The organism is Hassallia byssoidea VB512170 (assembly GCF_000817785.2).
Classification (GTDB): domain Bacteria; phylum Cyanobacteriota; class Cyanobacteriia; order Cyanobacteriales; family Nostocaceae; genus Hassallia; species Hassallia carrinoi.
On sequence record NZ_JTCM02000013.1, the window covers coordinates 67,976 to 80,718 of the forward strand.

At 42.5% G+C, this 12,743-nt stretch carries 18 protein-coding genes and 1 pseudogene; 5 read left to right on the forward strand and 14 right to left on the reverse strand.

What is annotated here, in order from left to right; all coding sequences use genetic code 11:
- Positions 1-26: 26 nt before the first annotated feature.
- The gene (locus PI95_RS09210) at positions 27-407 is read left to right on the forward strand and encodes an NmrA family NAD(P)-binding protein (protein WP_052325837.1); all 381 of its coding nucleotides are present in this window, start codon (positions 27-29) and stop codon (positions 405-407) included.
- Between the two features lie 145 nt (positions 408-552).
- Here the strand turns inward: PI95_RS09210 and PI95_RS36735 are convergent, their stop codons facing one another.
- The 6 genes from PI95_RS36735 to PI95_RS09235 form a co-directional block, all read right to left on the reverse strand.
- The gene (locus PI95_RS36735; protein ID WP_268896711.1) at positions 553-681 is read right to left on the reverse strand and encodes a hypothetical protein; all 129 of its coding nucleotides are present in this window, start codon (positions 679-681) and stop codon (positions 553-555) included.
- Positions 682-690: 9 nt separating this feature from the next.
- The gene (locus PI95_RS09215; RefSeq protein ID WP_039753441.1) at positions 691-1,047 is read right to left on the reverse strand and encodes a DOPA 4,5-dioxygenase family protein; all 357 of its coding nucleotides are present in this window, start codon (positions 1,045-1,047) and stop codon (positions 691-693) included.
- A 16-nt stretch (positions 1,048-1,063) separates the two neighbouring features.
- Positions 1,064-1,456 (reverse strand): carboxymuconolactone decarboxylase family protein, encoded by a 393-nt coding sequence (locus PI95_RS09220; RefSeq protein WP_039753437.1) that lies wholly within the window; start codon positions 1,454-1,456, stop codon positions 1,064-1,066.
- A 30-nt stretch (positions 1,457-1,486) separates the two neighbouring features.
- Complete coding sequence (locus PI95_RS09225; protein WP_039753436.1) at positions 1,487-2,524, reverse strand: threonine aldolase family protein; 1,038 nt, start codon at positions 2,522-2,524, stop codon at positions 1,487-1,489.
- A gap of 381 nt (positions 2,525-2,905) precedes the next feature.
- Complete coding sequence (locus PI95_RS09230; RefSeq protein ID WP_236116998.1) at positions 2,906-3,532, reverse strand: 2-phosphosulfolactate phosphatase; 627 nt, start codon at positions 3,530-3,532, stop codon at positions 2,906-2,908.
- A 141-nt stretch (positions 3,533-3,673) separates the two neighbouring features.
- Positions 3,674-3,895 carry a VOC family protein gene (locus tag PI95_RS09235; RefSeq protein ID WP_052325836.1) on the reverse strand — a complete coding sequence of 74 codons (222 nt, stop codon included), beginning with the start codon at positions 3,893-3,895 and terminating at the stop codon, positions 3,674-3,676.
- A 343-nt stretch (positions 3,896-4,238) separates the two neighbouring features.
- Here PI95_RS09235 and PI95_RS09240 point away from each other — a divergent pair, with 343 nt between their 5' ends.
- Positions 4,239-5,219, forward strand: coding sequence for an aldo/keto reductase (locus tag PI95_RS09240; RefSeq protein WP_039753435.1), 981 nt, complete (start codon positions 4,239-4,241; stop codon positions 5,217-5,219).
- Between the two features lie 223 nt (positions 5,220-5,442).
- On the opposite strand, the gene PI95_RS09245 is transcribed toward PI95_RS09240, so the two are convergent.
- The 5 genes from PI95_RS09245 to PI95_RS09265 form a co-directional block, all read right to left on the reverse strand.
- Positions 5,443-6,309 (reverse strand): CmcJ/NvfI family oxidoreductase, encoded by an 867-nt coding sequence (locus PI95_RS09245; protein WP_039753434.1) that lies wholly within the window; start codon positions 6,307-6,309, stop codon positions 5,443-5,445.
- Positions 6,310-6,312: 3 nt separating this feature from the next.
- Positions 6,313-6,570, reverse strand: coding sequence for a hypothetical protein (locus tag PI95_RS35745; RefSeq protein WP_236116999.1), 258 nt, complete (start codon positions 6,568-6,570; stop codon positions 6,313-6,315).
- A 60-nt stretch (positions 6,571-6,630) separates the two neighbouring features.
- Positions 6,631-6,855 carry a hypothetical protein gene (locus PI95_RS09255; RefSeq protein ID WP_039753433.1) on the reverse strand — a complete coding sequence of 75 codons (225 nt, stop codon included), beginning with the start codon at positions 6,853-6,855 and terminating at the stop codon, positions 6,631-6,633.
- Between the two features lie 99 nt (positions 6,856-6,954).
- Complete coding sequence (locus PI95_RS09260; RefSeq protein ID WP_039753431.1) at positions 6,955-8,226, reverse strand: MFS transporter; 1,272 nt, start codon at positions 8,224-8,226, stop codon at positions 6,955-6,957.
- Complete coding sequence (locus PI95_RS09265; protein WP_039753429.1) at positions 8,189-8,650, reverse strand: MarR family winged helix-turn-helix transcriptional regulator; 462 nt, start codon at positions 8,648-8,650, stop codon at positions 8,189-8,191. The genes PI95_RS09260 and PI95_RS09265 overlap by 38 nt, the downstream gene beginning before the upstream one ends.
- A gap of 331 nt (positions 8,651-8,981) precedes the next feature.
- Between PI95_RS09265 and PI95_RS35750 the strand changes: the two genes are divergently transcribed.
- The 3 genes from PI95_RS35750 to PI95_RS09275 all read left to right on the forward strand — a co-directional run bounded on the left by PI95_RS35750 (position 8,982) and on the right by PI95_RS09275 (position 10,773).
- A complete protein-coding gene (locus PI95_RS35750) occupies positions 8,982-9,413 on the forward strand; it encodes a class I SAM-dependent DNA methyltransferase (RefSeq protein WP_236117000.1) in 432 nt (143 codons plus the stop codon).
- 7 nt (positions 9,414-9,420) lie between these two features.
- Positions 9,421-9,543, forward strand: coding sequence for a hypothetical protein (locus PI95_RS36740; RefSeq protein WP_268896712.1), 123 nt, complete (start codon positions 9,421-9,423; stop codon positions 9,541-9,543).
- A 558-nt stretch (positions 9,544-10,101) separates the two neighbouring features.
- Positions 10,102-10,773, forward strand: a complete 672-nt coding sequence (locus tag PI95_RS09275) for a cadmium resistance transporter (protein ID WP_039753427.1) — start codon at positions 10,102-10,104, stop codon at positions 10,771-10,773.
- 671 nt (positions 10,774-11,444) lie between these two features.
- On the opposite strand, the gene ssuE is transcribed toward PI95_RS09275, so the two are convergent.
- The 3 genes and pseudogenes from ssuE to PI95_RS09290 all read right to left on the reverse strand — a co-directional run bounded on the left by ssuE (position 11,445) and on the right by PI95_RS09290 (position 12,726).
- Positions 11,445-12,017: an NADPH-dependent FMN reductase gene (gene ssuE, locus PI95_RS09280; RefSeq protein WP_039753425.1), complete on the reverse strand. Its 573-nt coding sequence runs from the start codon at positions 12,015-12,017 to the stop codon at positions 11,445-11,447.
- Between the two features lie 29 nt (positions 12,018-12,046).
- Positions 12,047-12,280 (reverse strand): annotated as a pseudogene (locus PI95_RS09285) (alkanesulfonate monooxygenase); the annotation flags it as partial.
- Positions 12,281-12,309: 29 nt separating this feature from the next.
- Positions 12,310-12,726 carry a VOC family protein gene (locus PI95_RS09290; protein ID WP_039753423.1) on the reverse strand — a complete coding sequence of 139 codons (417 nt, stop codon included), beginning with the start codon at positions 12,724-12,726 and terminating at the stop codon, positions 12,310-12,312.
- Positions 12,727-12,743: the final 17 nt, after the last annotated feature.

The following is a 12,743-nucleotide window of genomic DNA, read 5'->3' on the forward strand; positions in this document are numbered from 1 at the left end:
GTGTGTTTGCCGTTGTGTGATGCGGGATGATTTTATTATATGTGGAACAAATGATGAGTGAAACGGGCGTTTGGGTGACGTTCGTGCGTTGCGCGTGGTTTATGCAGAACTGGGCAGGTGTTGTCGCAACAGCCTCATTACAAGGCGTATTGCCGAGTTTCTTAACGCCGCTTGAGCGTCAAATCCCGATGGTTTCCACTGCCGACATCGGGCGTGTGTGTGCAGAAGCAATGCTTGAAGATTGGACGGGCAAACGAATTAAAGAGCTGCGCGGCGAAGATGTTTCGCCCAACGATGTAGCAGCAGCGTTTGCAACAGCGATCAAGCGCGATGTGCAAGCCGTTGAAACTCCGCGTGACCATTGGAAAAACAATAAGATTGCAGTTCAATTCACCAAAAAACGCTGACGCTTGGACCATCGATGATTGACGCTTTCTGTCTTCGGCTACATGACCTTTGAAGGTGGTTCGATTGAACAAGTTAGAGGGGCGAGTCCTACGCTCGCCAAATGGGGACAGGCTTCTCGATTCGGGGAGACGCGAAGCGCGAACATCACTCATTTGTCGTGGGTAATTGCGGATCTACAAAACAAGCCTGTCCCCATAAGGCGCTGGGTTTTTGCAAGGGATGTAACGATGGTAGAAGCCGCCCAGGAAATGGCTTTACGGTAAAATTTGACACAAACATTTTTTAGCTCGTTCTAACCTGCCTTAGAAACTCAATATTTAATTCTAGTTTCTCTCCCAGCCACAAAGAATGCTCGGTATGGTCTGCCACATCATCGCCTGTATTAGGATGGACGAGAATATCCAACCCCTGACGATTAAGCATTAACCACGGAACAACTTTGCTAAATTGCTCTGGTGAAAATGCAACTTGATACATCGCTTTTGGGTGTGGTCCGATAGGCTTCTCATGCCAGCGTCCTAGCTGTACATCAAATCTAGCGCCCAAGTCATCGCGTACACGCGCAGCCGCATCACGAGTTGCTGTATCGAAGTAGACATGAGCGTGAAAACTAGTAATTTCGGTGGTATCTTCTTTCATAGTGTTTGCAATGCTCTTACGTCTTAAATTGCTCGTCCACTGGAATCTGATAGCCGTTGGCGAGGCGATTAGTCATGTTTGCGGTGGCGATAATTGCCATCACTTCTCCAAACATACCATCACTCATTCCTTTCCCACGGGCTGCTGCCGTATGCGAGGCAATGCAGTATTCACAACCATTTGTCACACTCACGGCAATATAAATTAATTCGCGCATCAGTGGATCTATTTCCCCAGGACTAGCCATTACTTCCTTCAGCGTTTCCCAGGTTCTTTGCAGGGTGGGGGGATGGTTGGCTAAGGCTTTCCAAAAGTTGTTAATGTAGTCAGTTTGCCGCGTGGCGCGGATATCATCATATACTGCACGCACTTCGTCGCTACTGTCTTCGTATTCTATCAGATTAGTCATCATTTGGGTTTTAGATTCGGTAAAGTGATATTAGGCTTTTGCTTCCTTTATATCATCCACCAATTCATCGATCCTTGCCTGAGTTGTACTCCAAGAACACATAAACCGCACTCCTCCCACACCGATAAATGTGTAAAACTGCCAATTCTTCTCTCTTAAGGTTGTAATAACTTGTTCGGGTAACTTCACAAAAACACCATTGGCTTCTCTCTTAAACATCATCTCAACGCCTTCTATTTTTAGCAATTGATTTTCTAAATATTCAGCACATTGATTTGCATGACGTGCATTCTTAAACCAAGCACCCGTTTCCAATAACCCAAGCCAAGGAGCGGAAATAAATCGCATTTTCGATGCAAGTTGTCCCGCTTGTTTACAGCGATAGGCAAAATCTTCTGAAGTCGCTTTATTAAAAAAAATAATCGCTTCCCCCAACGCCATGCCATTTTTTGTCCCGCAAAAACACAACACATCTATCCCACACTTCCAGCTAATTTCCGCAGGACTTTTATTCATCGCCACCACTGCATTTGCAAAACGAGCGCCATCCATATGAATCTTTAAATTATACTTTTGGGCAACTGACTTAATCGCAACTAGTTCATCGATTGAATATAAAGTTCCTAATTCTGTCGCTTGAGTTAGACTAATTACTTTCGGTTTGGGATAGTGAATATCCGCCCGCTTATTTACAATTGCTTCAATAGCTTCCGGTGTTAACTTGCCATTTTCCCCTTTAGCAAGTAGCAGCTTGGAACCATTAGAAGCAAATTCCGGCGCACCACATTCATCAGTTTCGATATGGGCATTTTCATGGCAAATCACACTATGGTATGATTGACATAAGGCAGCCAATGATAATGAATTTGCCGCAGTACCATTAAACACAAAAAAGACTTCGCAATCAATTTCAAATAAGTCTCTAAAATAGTCTGTTGCTAACAAAGTCCATTCATCATTTCCATAAGCGGGAGCGCTACCCAGGTTTGCCTTAATCATGTATTCCAATGCTTCCGGACAAATCCCAGAGTTGTTATCGCTAGCAAACTGCTCTAAATTACAATCCATGTGCTACTTATAGTTTTAAGCTTTCTGTAAAAGATTCCATGTTATACCATTTCACAAAAATCTTGGTACAAATCACTCCCCCTGCCTAAGAAAGCCTAAGAAAGCTTGCCAATATGTATCAGCCTTAAGCTGAAACGGTATTAGGGGGATGAAGTCTTACCCAAATCGTGTTGAGACGTTTGTCACAAGATTTTAATAATTTATATTTTTTGATAGAATAAAAAAGTATTTGTTGTTATTATGTCAGCATAAATTGGAGTTATATGGTATTGGCGATCGCGTGCTAACCATGAATAAAAAAGTAAATAGTCATACTAAAAGCAACAACCATCACTACTTTACGAATTAAGCGGGGTTCAAGTCTTTAGACTTCACCTGACTTTATACTAAGTTGTTGTTGATATAAACGTTTTCAGTAAACAAAGGTACGCAATCGCTAACATTAAAAGCTGCTGCTAATTCAACATCTAACTCAAAACCTTTGGCAATCAATTCTTTTCCAGAACTGCATTGTTTCAAATACGTTAATAAATCATGCTTGAATGCATGAAAAGCTACTACAGCAGTTTCTGCTTCTGGTGATAGACTGCCATTTAAATAACTAAGAATTGCCCCAGCACCAATTAAATCTTCAAATGCTGGACGTAGGGTGTTATCTTCCCACTTTTCACCTGCGGGAATTACTGCAATTCGAGATCCATATTTTTGAGCAAATTTTGCCACAGCTTCACTATTTCGCAAACAACCAGCGATGGTGGGAGTCTTTGGAGTCAGCAACGTCAGAGAGGAACCGTTAGGAGATGGTACAACCAGCTTAGTTCCCGCAGGAATTTTAGTTAGAGATGCAGGAGAAAGCGAATAACCATCTTTGGATAAACGACAAGATTGATAATTCTGCTTGTAGAGATTGTGCATAGTCAAGCGCTGACTCATCTCTCCATTGGTAGGGATAAATGATTGCACCATTGTTTGTAGCAATTTCTGTTGAAGTTGAGAAAGATAGAACATCAACTATAACAACGACATCACTAATAGGTGCGAGTTCAGAAACTCCTTTTGCACCCTATTCGCAGCGTAGGTTAAATTCTTCTTGGTCAAAAATCATTTTTTATGATTGTGAATTTTTCTGCTATTTCTATTCGATTTCCACTACCGATCGCGTAAAAAGAAGCGATCTGCCCTTGGCAGCAGCGCTTCGCTATCGCGTCCTGGTATTGGTTGTTGATCGAGAATAATTTCCACACCATACGCTTGTAAATATTTCTGAAAAGCCTGTAAATCACTTACTAAGTAACAAATATGTCGTCTAGATACTGCATTATCCGGGTTTTTCTCAATACTAATATGAAGAGCGAATATTTCCCAGAACATACCGCACCTGATTCGCTTTGATTGTCTCAGGTTTAGGAATTTCAGTGAGTCTCAAAACTTTGCCGTAGAAAACCTGAGCAAGTATTAGATTTTCTGAAGTTTAGATAAGCATAAATTTAGTATGTTTAATTTTATCTGATGAAAAACCAGGATACACCAATAGCTATTTTTTCGCGCTTTACGGATGGTCAATTGAAGAAGTCGGGAATCTGACAACCTTTTACGCTACTCATTTTTATAAGATACAATAAATTGATAGACATACCGTTGTATAATACCTAGAGACAGAAAAATCCTAACTGTTTGCAAAGATGACCAACACAGCGACAGTAAAGTAAAGAATATGAAATACGTTAATCTTGGCAAAACCGGACTGAAAGTATCGCGCCTGTCTCTTGGTACAATGACTTATGGCTCTCGCAAATGGCGAGAATGGATACTAGAAGAAGAAGAAAGTCGCCCATTTATCAAACTTGCTTTGGAGTTGGGGATTAATTTCTTTGATACCGCTGATGTTTACTCTTTGGGTGTTAGTGAAGAAATATTAGGGCGATCGCTCAAAGATTTTGCTAAAAGAGATCAAGTCATCATTGCTACCAAAGTTTACAGCCAAATGGGTGATGATCCCAATGATAAGGGACTATCTCGCAAACATATTTTTGATAGCATTGATGCTTCGTTACGACGACTACAGACAGATTACGTAGATTTGTACCAAATTCACCGTTGGGACAACTCTACACCGATTGAGGAAACTTTAGAGGCACTGCATGATGTCATAAAATCGGGTAAGGTACGTTACATTGGTGCATCGAGTATGTACGCATGGCAGTTTGCCAAAGCCCTTTACACCGCAGACAAACACGGCTGGACGCGCTTTGTTTCCATGCAAAATCACTACAACCTAGTTTATCGGGAAGAAGAACGAGAAGTAATACCCTTATCTCGCGCTGAGGGAATTGGGATAATTCCCTGGAGTCCCCTTGCACGCGGCTTTTTAGCTGGAAATCGGCAAAAGCAAAGCTACGGTGAGACTATAAGGGCGAAAACCGATGATTTTGCCCACAATCTCTACTATCAAGAGTCAGATTTTCAAATAGTTGATCGCGTCGTAGAATTAGCTAAACAACGTGGAGTTACCCCAACACAGATTGCTCTAGCTTGGCTGTTGCACCAACCGGGTGTAACCGCTCCTATCATTGGTGCTAGTAAGATAGAACATCTTAAAGATGCAGTAGAGGCTGTAGATTTGGAACTTTCTTCAGACGAGCGGAAGTTGCTTGAGGAACCTTACAAACCTCATCCCATCTTAGGGCATCAGTAGAAAATGGGCGTTGCACAATTAAGGGATGCTTTATATCAGGGACGGGCAAGATGCCCATCCCACAAAAATATTAATTTGAACAGACAATACAACGCGCATCTATTTAAATAATAGGGCAAACGCGCCTGAAAGTGTTATAATATAAGATTACCAATGGTCAGATTCCCGACTTCTTGAAAAAGTCGAGAATCTTGCAACCACTCAAAATTAATGATACAAAGCACTAGTTGCCATAAAAGACCAGCGCCCGCAATTCAATGCTTTCGCGGGGTGGGGCATCCGGCGGACTTGTTGGGTCGTCGAAGGCAGTGTGTGCTGCAAACCGCGCCCGTCCATCCTCCGCAGAGTCGAAGCACTTGATAAATAACGCCTCATTTGGTTGCAATTGTGGAAAATAAAACCAGCGGTGTGCTGGATTGTACGTAATTTCGTAAGTCTCGCCAACGCGATCGCGATATACAAGATCCGCAACTACCAAATCTTTCGGCGCGATGCTTTGCGCGTCACACACCGCCAATGGAGACTCTTGAACTGTCAGAGCGATCGGTCGCCAGACGTTGACGATGCTGAACCGATGTCGCAGAAGTTCATCGGGGTCATCTGTACCAAGTGCTGTCAGCACGGCACGAGCGCGACTATAGCCAGACTTGGCGGTGAAGTCGGTGTGTACCTGCTTTATTGGCTCTTCTACCCCGTTCTCACCCTGCTTCGCCCGCTCAATATTACGGAGGTTGTGGTCAAACACTAGCACCTTTTTTGCACCCGTCACATCTGTTAAAAGTTCCTCGGCTTCTCTATAATAGATGTGGCGCACTTCGTCATCGTCATAAAAGTCGCGGACAGCACTGTTGACAGAGGCGTAAGCAAATCCCTCTCGGTCTAGGGATAAGTCTTGTATAATCGGACGAGCATTGCGGATCGGCAGCTTGTGCTTTTCGTACACTTGGTTCTGTTTTGGAACACCTGGTGGTGGTTCGTAGGTGTAGTAAACAGGCTTTTCTGCCATTGGAGTCAGGTAATTGAGAACTGCCTCAACATAAGGCAAATCCTCTAAAACAGGTTTGGATAAAATTGAATTGGATAGGCTCATACCCTAACAGGATTTTGGATTAATTAGGTAATGGGTAATCGGTAATCGGTAATTGGGCATAGGTTTGGCTGTGCCGTGCGGAGGTTCCCTCCGAGTCCCGCACCTGCCGTCATTGGGGAGGACACCTGCCCTACTTTTGAGCAGCACCGAGGCAGTAGGTTCACCGAGAATCTTGGTAAATCTTTCTAAATAGTAACTCACGGGATTTTCAACTACCCGAATTGTAGGGCGATCGCGCACCACATTCCACCATTGCTGCAAGCGAGGTGTTTCTGAACGGCAAGCACTCTAAGCCTTCAACTGTATCTAGAAAAACAATCATTATTGAGAGTAAATTTTATGTCTTGGCAATCGTTCATTATCAACTATTTTTTTGAAAGAATCAAAATATATTTCTCTTTGAATTGACTCGTATTCTGAGATTTCTTCTTTTATCCATCTGCTTAACATTTCCATAGCAGCGTGATTTTTTTGTAATTGTTCTTCTGGTGTTTGTCCCATATGCGGCAAAAATGGTGTCAAATAATGCTTACCTGTTACCGTCATAGTTTCTCCTAAAAATAAACTTTTCTGAGGGCTTAGACATATGCAGTAGTCAACCACCCTCCGATCTTACCTAATATAGTTCGTGAAACCCAAAACTAACTACTCATACTCATGCAATGCCCCTAACTTGCCAATCCCCGACCATATCGAAGCCACGGCAATTACTACCAAAATCGTCCCGATTCCCCCACCAACAACGGCAACCACCGGACCAAATAAAGCCGCAGCCAAACCAGACTCAAAACCCCCCAACTCATTCGATGCACTAATAAACACACCATTAATAGCCGCAACCCGACCGCGTAAATAATCGGGAGTGCGAATTTGCACCAATGTCTGGCGAATCACAACGCTAATATTATCGAATGCGCCACTTAACGCCAACATCAGCAGTGACAGCCAAAACCAACGCGATAAGCCAAAGATAATCGTCACCACGCCAAAGCCGATAACTGATAAAAGTAGAGCTTTTCCGGCTTTGCGTAGGGGGGGCGAATGTACCAAAATTAACGCCATAATCAACGCACCAATTGAGGGTGCTGCTTGTAAATATCCCAGTTCTATCGGTCCTACCCGCAAAATATCTTTAGCAAAAATTGGTAGTAAGGCTGTCGCACCCCCAAACAATACGGCAAACAAATCTAAGGTAATAGCTGCGAGAATTAACTGATTCTGCCAGACAAATTTAGCACCAGCAGATAATGCTTTGATGGAAAGTGGTTCTTTGGAAAGAATTGTTTTCGGCTTTTTAATCAAAGTTACGGAAACGAAAGACAAAAAGGTAATAAAAGCTGCAATTATATATACTCCCGTTGCACTACCTAAAGAAGCGATCGCATATCCTCCTATAGCTGGTCCCATTACTGAGGCAAGTTGAAAGCTGCTACTATTCCAAGTGGCTGCATTCGTAAACAAACTATTAGGTATCAACTGCCACAGAAGAGAATCGCTAGCAGGCTTGTTAAATGCTCTAGCAGCACCTGTTAGCAGCAAACAAGCATACACTAGATAAATTGGTGCTTGGGTATAGGAAGCTACTGCTAACCCCAGCGAAGATAAACACGATAGCAGCACTGTTATCATCATGATGCGTTTGCGATCGCATTTATCTGCCACATGTCCGGCAATTAATGTTAGCGCGAAGATTGGTAACACTTGTACCAAACCGACACCCCCCAAAACCATTGCTGAACCAGTGCGATCGTACAGTTCCCAACCCACTGCAATATTTCTAATTTGAAACCCTGTAAACAGCAGTACCCGTCCAATAATAAATAGTCGATAGTCACGAATTCTCAACGCTGCAAAGGCATCTTGTTTTACAGCCTCAGCTTTAAGGTGCTTTTTTAACTGACGATCGCTCGAAGACATGTTTAAGTAGAGTCAACCCTTCTTCAATGTGTGCAATTTCTTCTGTCGTCAGACTTTCTAGCAAGTCTGCAATGTGAGTGCGAGTTTGGGCAAGGGTTTGCTCAAGATGGTGCTTACCCTCAGGAGTAAGATTGAGAACCACCCGTCGTCTTTCCTGGGGATGGTCGCTACGTTGAATAAAATTACGCTGTACTAGCCGTTCTGTAGTTGTAGAAGCAGTAGCACAAGTTACGCCTAAATGTTCCGCAAGTTCTGATAAAGACGCTCCCGGATTGCGTTTGATGAATAGCATTGAGCGCAATTGCGGTATAGATAGAGACGCTACACTATTCTCACGCATATCCGCTCGGATAAACCGCATTAATAACGGAATCGTATCCATTACTTTAACGGCACATTCTTGGGAGGGTTTACCGAGCTTCATGGGGCTGTTTTTCTCCTGATTACATCGCCACCCGTGGATAAAGTCGTCCACAGATGATAGTCAAGCCTTTTCGGGTCAGTTTCGTCACCGGCAGTACATTCCTTGGTGGTATATTTAGGTTATCTAATTATTAGCTTCTCATATATTCTCCGAAAGTCAAGAGCCTATTTTTTTTAGAATGAGGGATAAATAAAATATTGTCTTAAAATTATGCAAGAGTATTACAAACAAGACAAGAGCGTTTATTCATGATGCCGGTTTCCATGACTATGCTCTCAAGTCTGCTCCCGGCATATTATCCATTCTGGCTCAAAACAAGATACAATCCGGATTGGTAGTAGACTTAGGTTGTGGAAGCGGATTATCGGCGCAAGAGTTCGTAAAAGCTGACTACCAAGTTCTTGGAATTGATATTTCTGAGTCAATGATTGCGATCGCACGAACAAGAGCAAGAGTGCAGTGCGATCGCGTTTGCTCATTGTTCAAGGCTGATATTCCACTGTGTAATGCGGTTACGTCAATCGGTGAATGCCTTAATTATCTGTTTGATCCAGATAGCGATCAAAAAACACTAATTCATCTGTTCCATCGCATATATAACGCCTTAACTCCTGGAGGTGTCTTTATCTTCGACATTGCAGAACCAGGACAGGTCACACAAGAACAGAATCGCGGATTTACTGAAGGAAAGGATTGGGTGGTACTCGTCGAGAAGCAGGAAAATCCAGAGCAAGAAACCTTAACCCGTCGGATTATCAGCTGAGTGGAAGGTGGGAGAACACTACAGACGGGATGACGAAGTACACCGCCTGCGGTTATACAAAGCGACAGATATTGCCAGAGAACTTGGTCAAGTCGGCTTTCAAGTTCAGACGATGCGTAGTTATGGTTAATATTCTCTGCCAAAAGCGAATGCAGCATTCATTGCACGCTAAGAAGTGAATAATGCTTTTTCATTGCGGTCAAATCGATTCACATCCCGAATCCACTCATCAGCTAAACGCGATTTGAGCCGGGAAATCTGTGTTTATGCTTTGGGCGATCGTATCGGCAAAATAGTCTGATGAGAAGTTGTTGCCGTTTAAGATTGATACATCGTTCATTCAATAGCGGTCATATCAATTCGCCTCAATGTCAAAACGGATAGTTAAGTTATTCATCAATTTTATTTATCGTTTTAAAAATAAATAATATTTGCTGTCATTAAGTAAAAACGAATAATATTGATTTCAAATCAAGCCAAGGTATTTTGCAGCAAAAAATCATTAGCTCATTGAAGCGCGATAACCCGGAGGGTTAAAGCTTTGCTTATCGCTCATTCAAATTTATGAGCGGGATTTGTCTGCTGATACTAGGCAAAACAAGCAAAACAATCTCAATCATGTGCCCTCACCTGAAAAAACGGGGAGGGACTAGGACGAAGACACATTAAATCATTAAGAGCAACAAATATGAGTTGGTTAATTGGTACTTTACTTATCGGGATTTCTGCTGCTTTTGCGACTACCTTTGATGATAATTTATATTTGACGGCTTTCTTTGGTAAAGTGAATCGTTCGTTTCGTCCCAAGCATGTTATTGTCGGTGAATTTGTGGGATTCACTGCCTTAGTATTTGCTAGTCTCCCTGGTTTCTTAGGTGGTTTAGTTCTTCCAGAAGCGTGGATTGGATTGCTAGGTTTGCTTCCAGTGGCAATTGGCGTGACTCATCTCATGAGTCGAGAAAATAATCAAGAAGTAGTGCAAGATGTGTCAGTTAACTTAAATGCTGCTAAACCTCAGCGTCAGAAAAAATCGCTATTTGCAATTTTACGCGATCGCCAAACTTACCGCGTCTCTGCTGTCACCATTGCCAATGGGGGAAACAATATTGGAATCTATGTGCCATTATTTGCCAGTAGTAATCTTTCCAGTTTAAGCGTAATCTTATGTGTTTGCTATTTTACGGTTGGATTGTGGTGTTTTATGTCTTACCACATGACTCGTAATCCTCTCATGGCTCCGGTTCTTGCCCGCTATGGTCGGAAAATCTTTCCCTTCGTATTAATCTGGTTGGGACTCTCTATCTTGATGAAAAGTGGAACCTTTCAACTTATACCTAGTTTTTCAACGCTTTATAATTAAGCACGCTCTTTGCGATACTCCTTCATAAGTCGCACTCTCTAAAACTTCTATTTAAGCAACTATGAAGAACAAGTATCTGTACTTATTCCCTCACTCACGCATAGCGCTATTGTTGACCATAAATAATCTATTAGTCCGTCACACCAACAATGCTTGGCTTACCAATTTTGGTGAATCTTTCTCTCTTTCTCTTCCTCTGCGTTCTCTGTCGCTCTGCGGTAGCCTTGTCTGCAACACGCTGCGCGAACGGCAACTTTGCACCCCGAAGCGAACCTTATTTAAAGAAAACAAACTTTGATTGACAAACTACTATGTTTTTGGTATAAAATATTATTACAAAAAATCAAGTTTAAAACGATGACCATTCGTAAGGCTAACTCGTTTTATTAACAATTTAGGACTTACGCTTTAAATCGGCGTAGTCCTTAATTTACGAGTGCGATAATTCATGAATTATCGCTACAGAAGATATGTTTTGCGCTCCTTCCTGCAATTGTTGAGAAAAGTAGCAAGCTGGGGTATCACTCATGTTAGACAAAAATGGACAGCCTTGTTTTGAAATATTCGCTCGTAGCTCACAGACAGTCTAGTTAGAAGGCTGTCCATTTTTGTCCAGGTTTAGCCCAAGGGAGGAATAACCCATCTGCTACTTGCAACCGGGAGAAGAAACATTACGGGCGATCGCCTGCGTGAGCTACTTCTTTTGTGACAGGAGAAATATCGATCGCTTTTACCAAATCCTGCACAACATCCTGTAACCTCTGCTCAATTTCTGCATCTAGCTGGATACTCCCATCAGGTTGTATTTTAATTTGCTGATCTACAGTGTAAATAGTGCTAAGTATGTGCCTAGCTCCTAATTCTGACAGCACAGGTTTCAAAGCATATTCTATAGACAATAAATGAGCGATTGTCCCACCTGTGGCAAGTGGGAGTATGACTTTTCCTGCTAACGCTCTCTGCGGTAACAAATCCAAAAAGGCTTTTAGAACACCTGTGTATGCAGCTTTGTAAATTGGTGTCGCAATAATCACACCCGAAGCTTTTTCTAATAAAGCTTTCGGTTTTTCCAAGGCAGGACTATTGTAACGCCCAAATACTAAATCTTCAGCAGGGATATCACGCGCCAAAATGATATCTACCGTGAAACCTTGTTGTGAGAGGATTTTGCTAGCGTACTCTACTAAGCTATAGCTTCGGGAAGGATGGGAAGGACTGCCTGCAATTCCTAAAATATGAGCCATTTTGTCAAATCCTAGTAATAATTTCTCAGTTAATCTACGGTAGCTGCGGTTTTTTGTTTTACTTGTTGTTCGCTTAATTCCCGATTGGCAACTATCTCGCCAAACGGACTAGTCAGCTATAATTCTACAACAGGTATATTTTCCAACGGTAAACGCCCAAAGAGTAATTCGTCGATGCGGTAGGCTTCTTGTAGATGCGGATAGCCAGAAAAGATGAAAGTCTCAATTCCCAAGTCTGCATATTCTAACATTCTTTGGGCAACGCCAGTCGATGTATAACTTTTGCGAACTACTACTCTTGCAAGTCTTCAATTTCCAAGGCGACAGATAGATTTCTGTATGCCTTTATTTCAATTGCATTTCCGCTCGGGTCGCTTAATAGCATCTTCGCTTGCTCTGCGTCGGTACCCACACCAGAAACATTTGGCTTTACTTTGAACTGAACCCTCATTTCATCAAGACGATTTGCAAGAGTCTCCCAATCATGCCACGCCAAAATCGCGCCGAAGTGACGCACGCCATGTTCTCTCATCGGTAAAACCTCAGAAGGTCGTTCGTGCAAAGTAATCTGAGCTTCAAAGAGAAATATGTCGAGCCACTTGTCACGGACACGACCGACTTTTGCACCAAAGGTGGTAACATAAAACTTTTTGGACTCTTCGAGGTCTCGGACGCTTAAGGCAAGATGAAAGATTGGGTGAAACATCATGAGAGTTCTTTTTGATC